The organism is Siphonobacter sp. SORGH_AS_0500 (genome assembly GCF_002838835.1).
Taxonomy (GTDB): Bacteria; Bacteroidota; Bacteroidia; order Cytophagales; family Spirosomataceae; genus Siphonobacter.
Genome location: NZ_NHPP01000001.1, coordinates 17,280 through 36,424, shown reverse-complemented (window position 1 = coordinate 36,424; position 19,145 = coordinate 17,280). Strand labels below are relative to the sequence as shown.

Genomic DNA, 19,145 nt, shown 5'->3' with positions numbered 1-19,145 from the left:
TATCAATAGTTAAGGTTTATCCCACCACACTCTTCCGGTTAGATCACTAGGGCCTCCGAAGGAAGCATCCTGTTGCTGAGCGGTAATGGCATCCATCGCGTTTTGATAATTCAAGTCCGTTATCGTTGGAACTGGAATGGAAAAACGACGGGGCATTTGTTGCAGTGTACCCCCTTGATGTACATTTTCCAAAGCTAAGATTTTTCCATCAACGGAAGGCAGTCCGGTACGCTTAATGAGTGCCCAGGCTTCATTTTGGTTTTTGAAGTAATTAATGTACTGCTGAACGATAATTTGCTCAAGACCAGTTGCACTGGAATACGCTACCCCTGGCTGGGTTTTATAAGCCGCGGCTTCGGCCGCACTTAAAGCTTTATAATCGTCCAACTTCGACTTACGAGCCATGTCTTCGTAGTTCGCTAAGGAGGCGTCAATACCTTTGTAATACCAGCCCTCTGCATCCGACCCTACGATTCCGCGTACGGCTAATTCAGCTCGCATAAAACACCAGTCCGCATACGTAATAATAGGAAAGGTCGTTTGCCCTGTCCCGTTGTTAAAAGCTCCATAGAAGAGTCGACTCTGGACCGATGAGGGAAGCCGATCCGTCCGCTTGGTTCCATTAAAAGTGTACTCAATGGCAGAAAAATAAATTGAGTTAGACGTATTCAAAGAGGCGTCAGGATCAGCAAATTGGCCCCGATACAGTTGCCCATCCCAAGTAAAAGATGCCGGAATTTTACCCTGTTGTTTAGCCGCATCAAATCGTTCTTTGGTAAAAGCAGATGCCTGAAAAAACACACGAAGACGTGGGTCGCTGGTTTTCCAAAGAAAGTCCACAAAATTCTTAGCCCCTGATACACTGCTGTTGCTGGTCGGGTTTCGGTTAGCGGCCGAAGAAAATTGCTCTCCCGCTACAAATTTCCAGTCGTCAGCGGTCGAGCTCATGATATTTGTAGCATCAGAGAGTACGTCAGTAGCGATGGATTTTAAACGATCGGGATTCCGTTTCATGAGTCGAAAAGCAATTTTCAATCGCAATGCATTCGCAGCCTTAATCCACTTAGAAACATCACCTGCATAGTAAATATCATTATCCGTCAGACTTACCTGCGTAACCGTTTGTGTAGTCTTTAAGGTAGCGATGCTGGCTTTCAATTCATTTTCAAGGATGTTATAAAGCTCTTCCTGCGTATCGTATTTGGGCGTTAGCAGGGCTGGCACGGTGTAACGAGCCTGAAAGGCTTGTGAATAAGGCAAACTACCATTTACATCGGAGGTGTACCAGGCATAATACGCTAATGGAATGCTCGTGATGGCCCGCAAATGTACATACCGGGCTTTTTGATCAGCAGGCATTCGGTCAATGAGCTTCTGGACATCCACTAACTTATTCCCCACCCTGGTATAAAAAATACTGTAACGCTGGTTGAGATTTCCTGATCCTTCATAAACGCTGGAAGCATTTCCATTCAAAGAAACAAAGGATTGGGTCCAGTAGTAAATAGCTCGGTTATAATCGTAATAATTTTCAAAATCGTTAGCATTGATATTGAGCAGTGCCGCCGTGAATTCATATTCAGGCGGAATGTTCAAAATGGCATCAGGATCGGTATTGATTTCAGCAAATTTCTGTCGGTCGCAGGCCCATAAGCCTCCTAATGCCAAAACCATCAAAATAAGGGATCGCATAGTTATCATAAGAGATGTTGCTTAAAAACTACCATTGATGGAAAAGCCCATACTGCGGATATATGGCATGCCTGAGCTTTCTACCATCGCACCTGAGCTTGTACTGTTGAGGTTATTGGGATTCACGTGGTCTTTGGCACTGTTGTAGAGGTAGAAAAGATTATTGGCTATTAGTCCAATACGCAGGCCATTGAGCTTAAGCCGACTGACGGCTTTGGCTGGAACATCATAGGTTAGGTTGACTTGCTGAAGAGAAACCCAAGAGGAGGTAAAAATAGATTCTTCGCGAATACCGTTGGCCCAACTGTGCGTGTTGGCATAATAACTAGCCGCACTGTTAGGCCGAACAATACCTTTTTCGTAGGCTTCCTGTTGGGTCATACCAGAAAGGTCGTATACCTTCCCATCAATACCCGTAACCGTAGTTCCCTGTTGATAAACGCCATCAAGGATGACTCCATCCGTACGAGCCACTCCCGCTTGCGTAGTGTAAGAAAGTCCGCCCAGCTCGGTTGTACGTCCGGGTAAAGTACTTTTTAAGTTACCTAACCACTGACCCAAGTCGGAGGTCGTCGAATAAACCTTTCCACCAAACTTGGCATCTAGGATGACATTAAGCTGCAAGTTTTTGTAATTGAAGCTGTTACGCCAGTTGCCCATAAACTTAGGGACAATAGAACCTAATACGGGCGATTTATCTACCCCCTGGGCATAGTTCTGAGCACGCACGAATACCGAAGTACTATTACTAGCGGCCCGCAATACGTGTCGGCCATTAAGGGGACTGTCGGTGACGGCTCCGTCAGATGTACGAGCCTGATACTTCGCGTAACCATAGGGAGCAATGATAGTTCCGTAATCACCACCAGCTTTCGCTACGGCTTGAAAACCATCTCCCCCATCTAAAGTGATGTATTCCAGTCCAAAAGGAAGTGAGACCACCGAGTTTCGATTAAGCGTATAATTAAAGTACGTATCCCAGGAAAAATTTCGTGTTTTGACGGGTGTTCCGTAGAGAAGTAGTTCGATGCCGCGGTTGCGAACCAAGCCCGCATTAGTCAGGGCTTGACTAACTCCAGAGGTAATAGGCACCCCAAATTGAATGATTTGATTGCGGGTATCCTGCGAGTAATACGTAATGTCAAGGCCCAATCGGTTTTTAAAAGCTTTTAACTCTAGACCGGTTTCAAATTTTTGAGAACGTTCGGGAATTAAGGCCTGATTCGGGAGGGTATTGGCTTGATATTGGTAGTTGATGACGGTTGTACCGTTGATATTAATGTAAGGGCTGTTGCCTTGGTAGGCTCCTGTATTAGCCGTATAGGGGCTCGTACCATTGCCTGCAATGACGTACGAAGCACGTAATTTTCCGTAGTCCAGGAAATCAGGTAACCGGGTTTTAAAGGCATCAGTAAATACCCAGGCTAAATCCGCACCAGGATAAAAATACGAATAATTACCATGACCATCGTTATAAACCAGGGTTGAGTTCCAGTCATTACGGCCGTAGACGTTGAACGTCAGATAGTCCTTAAAAGCTAAGCTAGCTTGGTAAAAAAGTGAATTGCTACTGACTTGATTGGGCTTATCTTCCTGATAACCGATCGGGTTCCGGGAATTGCTCAGGCGATACACATCGGCTAGAATGCCTCCGTTGGTCCAGTTGCGAATACCTTTAGAAATGGAGCTGTTTAATTCTCCTCCTCCCTGGAGTAACAGATCGAATTCACCCATGCGACGGGTGTAATTTAAATTACCCCGAAAACGGCTCACCATAGTATTGCGAACGAAGGTTTCGTACCGAGGATTAGAAAAATTAATCTCCATGCCCCGCTGCTTATTTTCGTTGGTTGAACCCACGTAGTTGAGGCTAGCCATCCCCTGAAATTCAAAGCCACTGCCCAAAGGAGCCCGCATGTCAATGCTTCCCCGTAAGTTATTATCAATTTGACGGGCATTATTTTCGAACAGCTGAAACAAGGTATAGGTGAACCCACTGGGATCATTATCATTGACACCGCCCTGGCTAGTGTTCAGGTAATTATTCTTCCAGTAATCCATATCGTAGTTACGCACCACGCCGTAGGCCAAATTACGCAGGAGCCCACCCAAAGAGCCCTGATTGGCTGGATTAGTGGTATTACTACGGACAAACGTTACGTTGGCATCCAGAAGCACTTTGCCAAGCAAGCGTTGGGTACCTCGAAAGTTAAAGCTGTTACGGTCAAAGCCATTGCGTGGGGTTACACCCTGAGAGGCCAGTCTGGAGAAGGAAAGGCGAAACGTACCTTTTTCATTACCTCCGGAAATCCCAACATTGGTGTTACTGGTCAATCCGGTACGAAAGAGATTCAAGATGTCGTTCGGGCGGGGATTGTTCTCCATAAGATTACCCGTTACATCACGTACGGTTTGTCCCGACAAAGCCGGTCCAAAGCTGTAGCCGTAGGAATTAGGGTTGATTTGCAATTCGCCATTAGCTGCCGTAATGAAGTCGGCTGTATTAGTACCTGAGCCAAATTGGTTTTGGAAATCTACGGTACGGTAGGGTTGATCCCATACTAACGACTGCGAAACGGTAACGCCTAGACCCCGCTGCGAAAATCCGCTCTTGGTTTTAATAAGGATCACGCCATTATTGGCACGACTGCCGTAAAGTGCCGTTACTGCTCCACCTTTAAGTACGTTAATCGATTCAATATCATCGGGATTGATGTCTTTAAGAATATTACCAAAATCCTGGTCTCCTCCCCGGTTAGGTAGTACGACATCTTGTTCCATGACAATCCCATCCACAACAATTAGGGGTTGGTTGCGGTAAGGATCTAAGGAAGCACTGCCCCGGATCAGAAAGCGAGGAGTAGACTGAGGGCCGCCAATGCCGGGTTGTACTTGCAGGCCCGGCACCATTCCCTGCAAAGCCGAAATCGGGTTGATGGCAGCCTGCCGGCGAATGGCATCCCCATCGACAGTTGTGGTAGCGTAGCCTACGTTTCGTTTAGAACGGTCCCCAAAACCGGTTACGACCACTTCCCCCAAAGCTTTGTGCTCTTCGTTTAAAATAACATTAAACACCGTTTGGTTACCCACGACGACTTCTTTACGCTGATAACCGATCGAAGTAAAAACCAGGACGGTGCCTGGGCCCGCTATACTTAAGGAATACCGGCCCTGAGCGTCCGTAGAAACGCCGTGCGTACTTCCTTTCACGGTAACGTTTACGCCAGGAATACCCTCATGCTTCAAACTATCCGTTACGGTTCCACGAATGATAATATCCAACGCGGAGCGGTCCTCCCAAGATTCAGTGGATAGTGTAAGGTCGGCTAGAGGAAGGCTGGCACTCGACGTGTTTTTTTCCAGCGGTTTGGGTTGCTCGGTAATAATGTAGCCTTTGGTTTTGGTTTTTTTGTAGGTTAATCCCAAAGGTCCCAGCAGACTTTCCAAATTAGACTCCAACCCTGCTTCCCAGCGGATGTCTTGCATGGAAACATAATAGCCTTTAATGACTCGATCAAAATAAAGTAAATCAACTTTGTAATGGTTCTTGAGTTGAGTCAGGGCCTGTTTTAACTCGACTTGGCTAGGCTTTCTGTTTTGTGAAGAGTGAGATGAAACCTGTGCGATAAGTTGAGCCTGAGCCGGTTCAAAAGCGGCTAGAAGACCCACCATGGCTAGCACTCTAGGTATATGGTGCATCACGGGCGTAGGGGTTTGTTAGTGGTGGTAATGAAAATATGATTATTGATTTGGGTGAACTGCAGGGAAGAAGCTTCGATCAATAGCTCCAAGAGCTCTTTTCCATTATGTGCGGTAAAGGAACCGGAGATGGTCTCTTGGGCCAATTGAGGGTCCTGAATTTCGACCGTCAATCCATAATTATCGGCAAAAAGCTGGGCTATTTCTTGCAGTGAAGTCTGCTCGAAGACAAATCGGTCACGCGTCCAGGCGGTATACTTATCCGGAGTTTCATCACGCTTGACCTGAGGCTTCTCGTTGGGCGTAGTGGTTACTAGATCACCGGGAGACATCATTATTTTTTTGACGCCTTTGTCCTGCACATATCGAAGTTCAATCTTTCCCTTATGTAGCACGACTCGTGCCGCTTGGTGACGATCATAGACGGTAAACTCCGTCCCTAAAACCACCACCTGCATACCCTGACTGGTTTGCACGACCAATTTTTTGTGATCGGGCGTGTGCACGACGGAAAAATTAGCTTCTCCGGTAAGATATACTTGCCGTAGCGTATCCATCCAGGCAAAACGGGGTTCTCGCAGCGTCGAGTTAGCATTAAGGATCACCTTACTACCATCAGACAACGTCAGATGAGCGGTCTCTCCATAGCCCGTCCTGTAGCTTTTATAAAGTAAATGATCTTTAAATAGATAACCGCCAATGAGCAGGAAGCTCACGCAGGCTACAAGCATCCAAATGCGGGAAAGTGATTTGGATTCAACAGCAGGCGGGGGCGTTGTATCCTGTTCAAGACATCTTTTTTGATGACGAATAAACGCCTGCGAGGCGTCGGTTTGAAACTGGGGATGGGCAGATTCATAGCGATCCAGGCAGAGGAAAAAGAATTCCAGATGCTCTTCCTGCTGAATCCACTGGTTAATCCACTGCTTTTCGAAGGCAGTGGAAGTTCCTGCAAAATAGCGGAAGAGTAATTCCTGAGTAATGGGAGGCTGTGTATGCATAGAAATAAAAATCAAAAAACCAGAAACTGAGCTACCAGGAGCAGTAGCCATTTGTCACGCAGAAAATCCTTTACCTGTTGAATGGCTTTGGACATTTGAATCTCCACTGTCTTAGGTGAAATCTGGAGTTCGTCTGCAATCGCTTTATAGGGTTTCCCTTCAAAGCGATGAAGGAGGTATATCTGTCTGCGTTTAAGGGGAAGGGCATGAATAGCCTTTTCAACGTCGTGGTAGAGTTCTTCAAACTGAGTAATTGTATCCGGTTGTTGGGTGACCTGAATGGCTAGCGAGGGGAAATCTTCCAAAGAAAAATGGGGTTTAATCTCACGGCGAACGTAATCAAAGCATCGATTTCGTACAGAGGTATAGAGAAAAGCACGGTAAGAGCTTGTTATATTTTCATACAAACGCTTGGCTTGAAATTCATAAAAGATATCTGATACCAGATCTTCTGCGATAGCTTGTGAATAAACAAAGCGGACCGCATGGGCACATAGCGGCTGGTAATAGCGTTGAAATAATAAACTCATCCCCTCTTCAACACTACGCTCGAATGCTTTGGTGATAAGCACTTCGGCATCTACATGCAAAGTTGATTTAGAAACAATAGTAGCGTAGAGCGGACTGGCCATAGTTCAAATGTTTGGGGGTAACAATCGGGCACTCTTTCTTTTACACTCGTAATGGTCGTTGATGACGAACAACCCCTTTAAAAACCCCTATTGGATTGTTGAAAAAATAAAAAGTCAAATAATATTTGGTCAGATTGGAATAAAGGAAATTTATGTCTCGCAGGAAAGATGAGCATCTTGCTAACTCAGATCATAAGAAACACATGGATAAACATGTATGATGTTTTATTAAAGAAAAGCCTTGCCGAAACGTATCCTGCATGTATGCAAGAGGTCGTTGCACAGTTATCCTGGTCTCGCATCAGGCCATTTTATAGACCGGCTGCAAGATCCCCGAGAGCGGGAGTTTTATATTCATAAGGCTCTACAGTAAGGTTAGTGCCAAGATATACTCCGTTTGTAGATGAAAAGAGACCTTTACTAAAGACAGGGGAAAGCCATTACTAATTGTGGAAATTGATTGCTCTATATACAATCAGATTTAAAAGATTCTTATTTATTTGATTTTCAAACATTTATAGAAGACTATCAGAAAAAGAGAAGAATGATCCATTGAAAACAACGCATGATCGACCCGGCACTGGGCTACTCATTTGCCAGGATAAAGACAAAATCATAGCCGAGGCTGATTTAAAAAAGCGGGTCATAAGAAACTAGTGAAAAGGTAATCGATCCTCTTTTGTGAAAGAGTAGCGTAAAGAAATTAGGATGCGGCCTTTAGTAATACACGGATAATAATATACGTAATCAATTTGATTACTGTCTCACGGAAGTGATTTCGTAATAAATGTCATTAATCATGTAGCGGGTTACTAAGGTATCGTTTTGTAAGAACCCAAAATTTCGATCACCAATTGTGCTAAATTGGATTCTATTGGCGGATGAACTAATTAGGCTGGCTTCAACAATAACAACGCCAGACGTATGTCCATTCTCAAACGATTCAATGTAAAATTTTGCGGAAGTTGAAGTTAAGCCTCCCACACGGGTAGTAATGGTTTGACCTTGGTAGGGTAAAGTTATGGTATCTCTATTGGTGGTTTGTCGAATAGCCTGATAAATGCCATTGACCCGTTCATTGAGTGAGGTTTTATCGTTGCCCTTACTACATGATAACCCAAGCAAAGAAAGAAGGGATAAGGCCGCTAGGCGTTTCATAAGGCATAAGTAGTAGCTGTTGAAGAATGCTCTGAATTACCGTTTAAATTTTTGTAATCACAAGCCATTCGGATGGAATATTATTTCAAATAATAAACTTCTATTAAAATAAAAATAAAGTAATAAATTATTTAACAAAATATATAATAAGTCTTACATGAATCAACATATGTAGAAATAGAGAATTGTTTTAACTTATTTACAAAATTTAAAAGAACGATGGAAAGCTTTACACGCAAAGGAATTGAAAGAATATTTCAATCCCTTTGCGTGATTTTTACCGTTTGTAATAGGCTACTATACTTGCTTTAGCTAATGTTTGATTCCACAGATTGAAACCCACTATTGCCGGACTTACATTCTCGTTTAACCCAAGCTTATCCGTTTTCAGGGCATAAACCGTAATGATATATTGATGAAATCCATGTCCTTCCGGTGGACAAGGCCCACCAAACCCTTTGATTCCGTAATCCGTTATACTTTGAACAGCACCTTTAGGGGCCAGATTTAAATTAACGTTTCCGGCATTGGTTACCATTTCATTCACACTGGCAGGAATATCGAATACTAACCAATGCCAGAATCCGCTTCCTGTTGGAGCATCAGGGTCATACATAGTGATGGCAAAACTTTTTGTTCCTTGAGGTACATTTTTCCAGGACAATTGAGGAGATTGATTGCTTCCTGAACAGCCAAATCCATTGAACTCCTGCGTTTTAGTGGCTCCTCCCCCTAAATCTTTGCTAAATAATGTAAAGGTTTCCTGTCCGAAAGCTGCTGTTGCGAACATTAAGTACCATGCAAAAATTAAACTTGCTTTTTTCATTTTATCATGATTTAAAATTTTAGGCAAAGTTAACTTTAGCGATGAAGCTCAACTGGTGAGAAAAGTTCAAAAACTGTTGCGAAAAGATCAACTTTTATGCTGCTTGGGTGTGAAGCCGTATTTAGATCTATATGCCTGTATGAAACTTGACAAATTCTCGTACCCTGCTTCAAAATAGACCTCAGAAGGGATTTTGTTTGCATGACGGAGTAGACGATTTGCATGTTCCAGTCTTTTATCTTGAAACCACTTGATTGGCGATTCAGAATATTGCTTTTCAAATTCTCTTTTAAAAGTGGATATACTCATATTACATAAAAAGGCTAATTCCTTTAAAGTTAATTTATTCAATTGATTACTTTCAATGGTTTGAATGAACTTCTGGGTAACATCATCACTTTTATCTATAAATGAATACAAAAAGGCAGTTCCATATATTTCCGTCAAATACACCATTATTTCTTCTAATTTAACTTCAAGTAACTTTTGCTGTATATTTTTTGAAAGCAAAGAAATATCCATTAGGCTTTTCACGAACCCTTGAATAAACCCATCATATTCAAATGCATAAACTGATTTGTACTCTTTAGAGTCTATTTTATCTATCCCCCTTTTCTGTAAAAGTTTCAGTAGCATTTCATTTGTAAAGAATAAAAGGACACTTCTGTAATTTTTTATATGAGAAAATTTTTCGGTCATCAAGCAATGTCCCGATTTCATTAGAAGAAATTTGGAGGTATCGATTGATAAAGCTGAATTATTAAAAATAACTTCTTTAGTCCCTTCGGTTAAAAAGCTAAGTGTATTTTGGTTTAAAATAATTTGTTGTCTAGAAATTTCCTTTGAGTTGGTATAGTTTATAACCTGAACTGATAGAGCGTTCTCTGAATTTAGCTCGTCAGGAATTGTAATAATGTCCATTTAGTTTTTGCGTTGCTTTCCTTATTCTTCTAAACCGTGTCTCTTCTCAGTATTAAGGCAACAGATCGTCAATTGATGCCCTTTGAAGAGATGCTATTCCGAGTGACCAGGCCGAGAAGTATCACTCAGTGCAGTAAAGATATACTCATTCATAAAAGACAAGCACTTGGCGTTTCCATTAATCCTAGCAGAAACTGCCGTGCTATCTTCATTTTCTTTGAACACCTTTACTTTCGCAAACGTATTGGACTTCTATGACCTAAGGTCTGATTTTGAATTCTTTCACTCTTCATTCCTTATTTTATCTCTAACTTCCATTAAGGCGAATCCGAGTAAGTTCAAGCCATTCCAGAGCTTGGGATTTTCAGCTTTATCATGGTCTGCTACAAGACCGATACCCCAAATTTTGTCTACTGGACTGGCTTCTACTAAAACTTTTTCGTTTGTGTTCAGTAAAAACTCTTTTAAGTCTTTATGCTGAGTAAATTTTTGCAAACTTCCTTCAACTACTATATCAAATCGCTTGCTATTCCAAAGGGTCTCATCGAAATTTCTTACTTGTCTCCCTAATGCTTTTGCTTCTGCTGGTGATTTTGAAACCATAATTTTATCATACGTCTCTTTATCTTCAAACAAAAGTGCCTTTTGAGCCATCATCCACTGTTCAGCGGTATTGTATTTTACTTGATTAACTGTAAAAGGCGATGGCCACCACTGACTAAAACACGACGGGGTCAGCTCTCCACTTTTACTTTTTTGATGTCCCCAGAAGAATAAATAGTTTATTCGTTTTCCTTTTTCGAAATTGGTTATCAACCATTCTATATTATACGTCATATTCTATTCTTTTTAAATTCGGTTAGGTTCGTCTCGTACGATTACTTTCAACTTATTAATCGTACGAGACACTATTCTATATCAAATCAAACAGAAGTTTCATCTTGATATGATTTCCTCAAAATAACATCGATAGTTCTCATTTTACAAAGCGTAGTACGCTGCTATTTGTCTTATTTTGATTAGGCTAATAATAGCCTATATACCCATATTAAGAATAGCATTTTTTTATTTTCGTGACTTTCTTATTAGTCTACCCATTTGTAAGTACATCGATCAGTCAATACCAAATATTCTATTTAAAGAGGCATTCTTTAATTTGATTGATTTAAAAAAATAACATTTACAACAGTTTGTATCCTTGCTTAGCTTTTTCGCAAAATCTTTTCCATCGCCCGACCTTTCGCCAGTTCGTCTACGAGTTTATCCAAATACCGAACCTGCCGGGTCAACGGGTTTTCAATCTCTTCAATTCGATAGCCACAAATGGTTCCGGTAATCAGATGAGCGTTGGGATTCAGGGTAGCCTGTTTGAAAAAAGATTCAAAGGATACTTTTTCATTGATCAGATCCTGAATTTTCTGATCATCAAATCCAGTCAGCCATTCAATGACCTGATGCAATTCTTCTTTGGTACGGCCTTTCTTTTTCACTTTCGTTACGTAATGCGGGTACACGGACGCGAACGTCATCGTAGCGATCCGCTGATCGTGGGTAGCTGACGAGTTCATAAGAGCATTTTCAAAAGGATAGATACACTGAATACGAATGGAATAACTTGCAGCAGGAAAGATAATGATTTACCCAGTCTGTTCGAGTGTTAAGTAAAGCATTCTATGTCGGGCATCACTCGAAACAGTTAGGGTTATACATATAGCTTTTATTCAGTTTTGTTTAATGTCCAACTGATTGCTTTTTCTTTTGTTGCTCTAAAAATTGTGTTATGTTTTTCTTTGGGCTCGGGTGAATAATTCCATTTTACATTTAAGGAATTTTCTTTTTTAAGTATTTCTGCCAAATCCTCTGTATATTCTAAAATACCTTCTGTATTGGAGCCTGCAAACCAAATTCTTTTCTCTGCTTTAGGAAAATTGGCTAAATATTTTTTTGTATTTCTTACCAAATAGTGATTATTCCACCAAAGAGACGGGTCGAACGCAATGTAATTATCGAACATGTCAGGGGTAAGAAAAAATGTCTCAACAACAAATAGTCCTGATAAAGATTCGCCAATAATGCTTTTTTCAGTGGTTGTTCTATATCGTTTGTTTATTTTTGGGAAAAGTTCTTCTTTGATGAAAGCCCTAAATTTTTCTGAACCTCCAACCACTGGTGCGATTTCTTTGTCTTTTGTTACTTCGGTAAAACCTGTCAAATCTCTTCGTCTTTGTGTATTTTCAATTCCTACCAGAATCAAAGGTTTTATTTTATTCTCCTGTATCAGTTTAGCCAAAGTATTTGCCACGTGAGGAAAGTCTTCTTCTATTCCTCCATCTGCCATGTACATTACAGGGAATGAGTCTGCGTTTGTTTTATAATTTACTGGCGTCCAAACATTAATAGTTCTTTCTTCCCCAATTTGTTTAGAGTAAACTTTAAAAGTTTCGTGTTCAGGAATTGGGTCGTTTGGGTGTGATACTGTTGAAAAACTTGTCAGTACTACCAGTATAACTAGTAAGTTATAATAAATGAATTTCATAGTTTTTTGTTTTGTTAGTTAATCTTTTAATGCTGTCATTTCAAGCTAATGTACAACAATTTACGTTAGCTAAGGTCGGGCATTTGAAAAACGCCAACTCACCAGCTTATGGAATTATAATCGTTCCCTTTGCGACAGTCAGCCATCCTATTGTCAATACGATGTTGCTTGCTGTTTTTCGTCATAGAAATGTAATGACCTATTTTGTTCCTTAACCTAAATTTTCTTCAGCAATTATAGAACAATAAACTGGTTTTTTTTCGTCAATACCATGTATAATTTCCTAGCCTGTTCTGATGAATTTGGCGAATCGTCATTTGAAACGATAGATAAAATCAGTATATGACTAAAGGCAGTTTAAAACTGCTTTTTATCAAAAGTTCCAAGTGCTGCTCTTCGAGTTTAACACTTTGAATAAAGAGTGGCTTTAATTCATGAAGAAAACTTGTAAGAATCAGAGATAGTTATTGAGCTTCGCTAAACACCAATGATAGCGAGTATCATATATAACCTATCATGGAATTCTAAGTCAATCCTTATATTATCGTTCAATATCCAAGTTCTTCCTTCCCATGCATCTTCGGAATCTTGTTTAAATTCATTTAATGTCCATTCTCCTTTTCCATAGTAGTCCGTACCCAATTCTTTGATTAATTGATTAACACAAAATGAGATTTCTTTAACCAAGGTACCTGTCCCAAAAAGCGTATTTATTTTTGTAAAGCAAATATTACCGTTTGAATGATTGATTAGAGCATTAAAATACCCATAATAGGTATCGCTCAATCGCACACAATCGTGCATACCCCTCCTTCTGATTAATTCTATAAATAATATCTTCTTTTCGTTTTTCTCGTGTTAATTCTGTAATCAGTTCATTAAATTTCTTATTCGAATTTCTATTTATTATAAAATCTGAAAACTCTTTTTGATTGAATACTTTGGTATCCAAATCCTCAATACCATACATAAACTTCGTCTTATTGATAAAATCTTCATCTTTCGAAACGACAATATCGCAAAAACCACCAAAAAATGCATGTTTACTATCATTTAACATATTCATCATTTTTTGTTTTCTAGGTTTTCCCTTTACAAAACCGAAGAAATCTAATCCACTATACATATCAATAAATAAATCGTACCTATATTTACCTTTCCCATTTGTATTCTTCAAAAAATAATCAGCATATGAAGTTCTAAATTTTTCCTTATCCGTTATCACATCCCCATCATAACCTTCAATCCCTAAAAATTTGAGATTATCTCTTAGTTGATTTTTATGTAGAAATTGTAATTGTTCCTTAAATTTTTTTTGCTCAATAGATAAAGAGTCTGAATAATCCGTAATAGACAACATGAATTCATACATATCTGATGGCTTCAATAACATGTCCACTAAATCCTTTGGCATATCTTCAGGTATTTGATCTTGATAAATTACATTTTTAAAGTCTAAAGGAATATTAGAAAACATATATTTCAATACTCCACCGAATAATTCATCATCTTCTGAAAAATCCGTAAATAAATCATTTGCGGAAGCTATATTTTCCCAATCAAAACTATTGTAATATTCGATAGGCTTGAGATTATTAAACATTATACCTTTATCATAATGATAGCAATTACTATCAACAATTTGTTCCATAAATTGCATATCAGTAAATTTTTCATCTGTTTTATCTCTCGATAAATCATGCAAGTGAGCTTCGGAAAAACAATAAATTATTTCTCCTTTACTTTTAATAATTAATTCTAACATTTCTTTGTTAGAATTATCTTTCAAATCTTGTATAACACAGGTATCTAAATAAATTCTCATTTCGTTAAAAAATATTAAATGTAATCCATTTATTATTTTCTGTCGTTGTTGGCAATATCTATTAAAACTCTAACAACGACAAATTTCAGTGTTTAGTACATTTTTCGAATATATTCATTATTGGCATCTAATCCAATATACATCTACACTCATTATAAGTTATTAAATTAGTAAATAAGTCATTTTATCTAATCCTGTACATCTATATCTTAGTATTCTTTCTACCATTATTAGTGTTATCACCAATAATACTAACTTGATCTTCTGATATACTTACATCAACTTAATATTAAAATCATTACAAAAAAGCCCCAGCTCCAAAAAGAAGCCAGGGCCATAAAAAATCCAATCAAATAACTTACTTCACCTCACCCAACAACACCTCCACAGCCTTCTCCAGCTGCTGATCTTTTCCTTTACTTACCTGCTCGTAATCGTTCCAGACTTTTACGTCGGGTTCGGTTTGCCAGTTTTCGAGGTATTTGCCGTTCATAGCTTTTACACCTAATGGTGGTACGCCCCAGCGGACGCTGTTGTCCTGTAAAGATTCCCAGCCTGCGAAGGTACACGTGCCCGGTACGGGCTGACCTACCAGCTTACCCAGCTTCATTTCCTGCACGGTAAAGGCGTAGCAGTGTCCGTCGGAGTAGTTCGCTTCGTTGGCCAGCGAAATGCTTGGCTTCGTCCATCGGAAGTTGGGCTCGTAGCCGTTGCTGCGAGTGTCCGTAGTATAGTCCATGAACTTCTTCCCTGAGAGGAACATCGCCAGATCGGCCACGAGGTCGCCGCCGCCGTTGAAACGGGTGTCTATGACGATGGCTTTTTTGTCGGCAAACTTGCCCATCACTTCTTCGTAGGTCATCCGGTACGCTCCGTCGTTCATGCCTGGAATGTGCACGTAACCCAGTTGGCCTTTGCTCAGCCGTTCCACTTCGTCCTGGTTTCGTTTCACCCAGCGACGGTACAACAGGGAACTTTCCTCTCCCACCGAAACTGGCTTCACAATGATTTCGCGGCGTTCTTTACCGTCCAGAATCGTTAGTAACGTATTCTTACCCGCCTTGCGGTTCAGGTAATACGGCAGGTCACGCTCAGGCGTAATGGTTTCACCGTCGATGGCTTCAATAATCATACCCGCTTTCACATTCAGGTTCGCCTTCGCTAATGGGCCATTCGCAATAACTTCATCAATCTTCACGCCCGTACCCGTGAAATTTGGGTCATAGAAAATTCCCAGCGAGGCCGTCTGATCGGCGTTGGCGTTGAAGCTGCCGTAGGATGAACCGCTGTGCGACACGTTCAGCTCACCCAATAGCTCGCTCAGCATTTCCGAAAACTCGTAGTTGTTGCTGATGTGCGGCAGGTATTTTTCGTAATCGGGTTTGTAGCTGTCCCAGTTAATACCGTGGTAACCACCCGTGTAGAAGGTCTCTTTGGTACGACGCCATACGTGCTCGAACATGAACAGACGCTCGGCCTTTGTATCCAATAGCATTTCTCCACCAACGTTAATACCTTCCTGCTTGGCCGATGCCGGATCAATTTTCACAATGCGGCCTTCGGTATTCAGGAAGATGTTTTTCTGATCTTTATCCCACACCATCGATCCACCGCCGGAGTTGAGCGGTAACAGCATCTTGGTTTCCTTCGTCCGCAGGTTCGTTGACCAAAGATTAAAGCCCTTCTCGAAACGAGCCAGGTAATACAGCGTTTCACCGTCTTTGCTGATCAACGCATCAGCCAGCGAAGACGAATGAATGGTGAGTTTGGCCTTCCGATCCGACAGCCCTTCCCACTCGATCAACACGTTTTTCACGCTGTCTTTCTTCGCTACTTTCGGATCTTTCTTCTTGTTCGTCGTATCCGACTTGGCATTTTTCTCGTCGATTTCTTTCTGTAAAGCCGCTTCCTGCTTCGACAGTTTGAATTTTTCGAAGGCATCCTGCGTGAAGAACATGGCGTATACATCAGAAGTACTGCCGCCACTCATGGCTGCTGCCCGCATGCCATCGCGGTTACTGAACCAGAGCATGGCTTTGCCGTCCATGACCCACTTGGCCCGGTAATCCTGAAAGCCACTTTCCGTGAGGTTACGCACCTTGCCTTTGCCACTGGCTTCCACCATTCCCACTTCTCCAGCAGCGATACCCGGCATGGAGTAATCAAACAAAAACCATTGGCTGTCGGGACTCCACTGAAAATATTGATCATTATCCCGCATAGAGAATAACTCCTTATCCGTCAGAATGCTACGCGTCTGCTTCGAGGCGATGTTATACACCTTTAGCGTCATCCGATTTTCGATGAAAGCGATTTCCTTTCCATCGGGCGAATATTCCGGTTCGTAGTTTTCTTTCGTATTGTCGATAATCGGCGTTTCCTTAATTAAGGTCGAAGCGTAGAAATAGGGCTCTTCTTTACGCACGATGCGGGTCTCGTAGATTTTCCAGCTATTCCCCCGTTCGGACGCATACAGCAGTGCTTTACCGTCGGGCGAGAAACTTACGTCGGTTTCCTGCTCGGGTGTATTCGTGATGCGTTTGGTAATCCCACCTTCCAGCGAACTCACAAACACTTCGCCCCGGAACAGGAAGGCTACTTCTTTGCCGCTTGGAGATACCGCCATGCCGCGAATCCCCCCGCTAACTGGCATTACTTTCTCGTTATTACTGCGAGAATCTGAAGCGATACTGATGCTCAGTTTCTGAGGTTTTCCATTGGCAGCCATCGTATACAGGTCGCCGTCATAACTGAAACACAGGGTACCGTTCTGAGCCTGACTCAAAAAACGAACGGGGTGTTTCTTAAAGGAAGTAAGAGCCTGAGGCTGCGAAGGGTTCTCTAATGGTAATTTATATACGTTAAAAGAGCCGTTGCCTTCACTCAGGTAAACCAGACTTTTATCCCCGTCGGCGAAAATGGGATTTCGGTCTTCTCCGGCAAAGCTGGTAATCTTGGTGTGCTTACCTGCTTTTGCGTCGTAGACCCAAAGGTCACGGGCGATAGATGAGACGTGGTGCTTCCGCCAGGCATTTTCGCCGCCTTTTTTATCGTGATACACCAGCTTACTACCGTCTTTGTTAAACTTCACGTCCTCAGCGGGTGTCGTAAAGAGCTGCTCAACCCGACCTCCCTGCGTTGAAACCTGGTATAACTCGGGCTGCGAACCCGTGGGAAACTGGCGGTTGCTGGCCAAGTCCAGACGAGCGGAACCAAAGACTACCTTTTTTCCATCAGGTGTGAAATCGTAGGGATATTCAGCCGCCGAGTGAGAGGTAATGCGGCGAGGTTCGCCCCCCTCCAGGCTGATCACAAACACGTCGAAGTTACCGTAACGGTCGGAAGCAAAAGCGATGGACTTTCCATCACGCGACCAGACGGGCATGAAATCGTGAGCGTCGTGGGACGTTAAGGGCGTGGCTACGCCGCCCGTCGAAGCTACTTTCCAGAGGTCTCCTTTGTAGGTAAACACAATCGTTTTACCATCGGGCGAAATCGAAGGGTAACGCAGCCACGATGGCGTTTGCTGAGCCTGAGCCATGAGGGCCAGACTACTCAGCAAAAGGGTCGTAAACAGTTTTTTCACAATGGGTGTATTAGTTTGAGACGACAGGCAAGATACGCAATTTGAGCACAGCATGTGTGATTCTGTGCCACAATGCACGTTTTCTGAGATGAAAATGGTCTAAAACGAAAAATCCCCAAACGATCTTTCGTTTAGGGATTCTTGAATTATTTCTATCTAGAAATTAAGCTCTTTCCTGATTAATCTCAGGACTTACACTGATTTCAGCGGCTTTCCGTTTTTTCTCCATATCAATAGCGATGGGGCTTCCGAAAATATAGAAGAGTTTTTTCCGTAAACCCCTGGCTTTTTTCACGTCGGCAATGATGTCGTTTACTTCGTGAAAATTGATCATTAAGGGATTTGCTTTCTGGCTAATATTGGTAGTGATGCCGTATACCGGAGGTTCGTCTTCATGCTGGTAGGTTCCGAAAATCCGGTCCCAGAAAATAAACGTTGCCCCAAAGTTTTTATCAATATACTTGGGCTGAGAACCATGATGCACCCGGTGATTAGACGGCGTTGCAAAGATGTATTCTACCCAACGCGGCATTTTGCGAATGTACTCTGTATGCACCCAAAACTGGAATAAAACGGCAATCTGGTTCGTTGTAAAAAAATGATGGGATGGAAACCCAACAGGGCTACGGGCAAAAAGAAAATGGTCTTCAGGTTCTGAATCCAGCTCAGTCGGAAAGAAACGCTCAGGTTATAGCGTTCGCCAGAATGATGCACCACGTGCGTAGCCCACCAAAAGCGTTGTTCATGGGAGATGCGGTGAGCCCAGTAACTGCACAAATCAAAGATTACGTAACAGGGAATAAACGTCCACCAGTTGAGCGACATCCGCCAAGGTAACTGGTTGTAAATCCATACGACGGCAAACAAAAGACTGAATTTCAGCGTCGCTCCGACTACCAGCGAACCCAGCCCCGTCAGTATCGATCCGATGGTTTCGTGTTTTTCGTAGTACGGGTTCTCCTGAAAATACGAGATGACCATTTCCAGTGCCGTAAAGAAAATCATCACGGGTACCGCCCAGAGAATTAGGTTCGGAGCTGCTTTTTCCAGTTCAGCAAGATTGTCCAGTGGAATCTTAGGTGCCCCAAATAAAGATTGTTGAATAAGTAGAAGTTTTAGTGTAGCAATCATCTGATAGATTGGGTTGGTGAGCAAGAAATCTGTTGATATGCGAACTTACAATTCACTCTCAACAGCTGACCAAAATGCCAGAATATATCATTTATAACCCCTCCTGGTATGGAGTTGTTTACTACTTCACTACATTTA

General features: G+C 41.9%; 13 protein-coding genes and 1 pseudogene. All 14 read right to left on the bottom strand.

Annotated features, from left to right (window positions below; genetic code table 11):
• Positions 1-9: 9 nt before the first annotated feature.
• Positions 10-1,692, bottom strand: a complete 1,683-nt coding sequence (locus tag BWI96_RS00155; protein ID WP_198555098.1) for a SusD/RagB family nutrient-binding outer membrane lipoprotein — start codon at positions 1,690-1,692, stop codon at positions 10-12.
• 21 nt (positions 1,693-1,713) lie between these two features.
• Positions 1,714-5,364, bottom strand: coding sequence for a SusC/RagA family TonB-linked outer membrane protein (locus BWI96_RS00150; RefSeq protein ID WP_198555097.1), 3,651 nt, complete (start codon positions 5,362-5,364; stop codon positions 1,714-1,716).
• 26 nt (positions 5,365-5,390) lie between these two features.
• A complete protein-coding gene (locus tag BWI96_RS00145) occupies positions 5,391-6,392 on the bottom strand; it encodes a FecR family protein (RefSeq protein ID WP_198555096.1) in 1,002 nt (333 codons plus the stop codon).
• A gap of 11 nt (positions 6,393-6,403) precedes the next feature.
• Entirely contained in the window at positions 6,404-7,024 is a 621-nt protein-coding gene (locus BWI96_RS00140) for an RNA polymerase sigma-70 factor (protein ID WP_106634696.1), read from the bottom strand.
• 756 nt (positions 7,025-7,780) lie between these two features.
• Positions 7,781-8,182 carry a hypothetical protein gene (locus BWI96_RS00135; protein WP_106634695.1) on the bottom strand — a complete coding sequence of 134 codons (402 nt, stop codon included), beginning with the start codon at positions 8,180-8,182 and terminating at the stop codon, positions 7,781-7,783.
• A gap of 277 nt (positions 8,183-8,459) precedes the next feature.
• Complete coding sequence (locus BWI96_RS00130; RefSeq protein WP_232793520.1) at positions 8,460-9,035, bottom strand: YbhB/YbcL family Raf kinase inhibitor-like protein; 576 nt, start codon at positions 9,033-9,035, stop codon at positions 8,460-8,462.
• A 60-nt stretch (positions 9,036-9,095) separates the two neighbouring features.
• Complete coding sequence (locus BWI96_RS00125; protein ID WP_106634693.1) at positions 9,096-9,929, bottom strand: AraC family transcriptional regulator; 834 nt, start codon at positions 9,927-9,929, stop codon at positions 9,096-9,098.
• Positions 9,930-10,211: 282 nt separating this feature from the next.
• Positions 10,212-10,766 (bottom strand): NADAR family protein, encoded by a 555-nt coding sequence (locus BWI96_RS00120; RefSeq protein WP_106634692.1) that lies wholly within the window; start codon positions 10,764-10,766, stop codon positions 10,212-10,214.
• 365 nt (positions 10,767-11,131) lie between these two features.
• A complete protein-coding gene (locus tag BWI96_RS00115) occupies positions 11,132-11,497 on the bottom strand; it encodes a DUF2200 domain-containing protein (RefSeq protein ID WP_106634691.1) in 366 nt (121 codons plus the stop codon).
• 149 nt (positions 11,498-11,646) lie between these two features.
• Complete coding sequence (locus BWI96_RS00110) at positions 11,647-12,465, bottom strand: alpha/beta hydrolase (protein WP_106634690.1); 819 nt, start codon at positions 12,463-12,465, stop codon at positions 11,647-11,649.
• Positions 12,466-12,942: 477 nt separating this feature from the next.
• Positions 12,943-13,251, bottom strand: a complete 309-nt coding sequence (locus BWI96_RS00105; RefSeq protein ID WP_106634689.1) for a hypothetical protein — start codon at positions 13,249-13,251, stop codon at positions 12,943-12,945.
• Positions 13,223-14,290, bottom strand: a complete 1,068-nt coding sequence (locus BWI96_RS00100; protein ID WP_106634688.1) for a hypothetical protein — start codon at positions 14,288-14,290, stop codon at positions 13,223-13,225. Before BWI96_RS00100 ends, BWI96_RS00105 begins: the two co-directional genes overlap by 29 nt.
• Before the next feature lie 358 nt (positions 14,291-14,648).
• Positions 14,649-17,831, bottom strand: coding sequence for a S41 family peptidase (locus tag BWI96_RS00095; RefSeq protein WP_106635028.1), 3,183 nt, complete (start codon positions 17,829-17,831; stop codon positions 14,649-14,651).
• 208 nt (positions 17,832-18,039) lie between these two features.
• Positions 18,040-18,701, bottom strand: a pseudogene (locus BWI96_RS00090) (sterol desaturase family protein).
• Between the last annotated feature and the right edge of the window lie 444 nt (positions 18,702-19,145).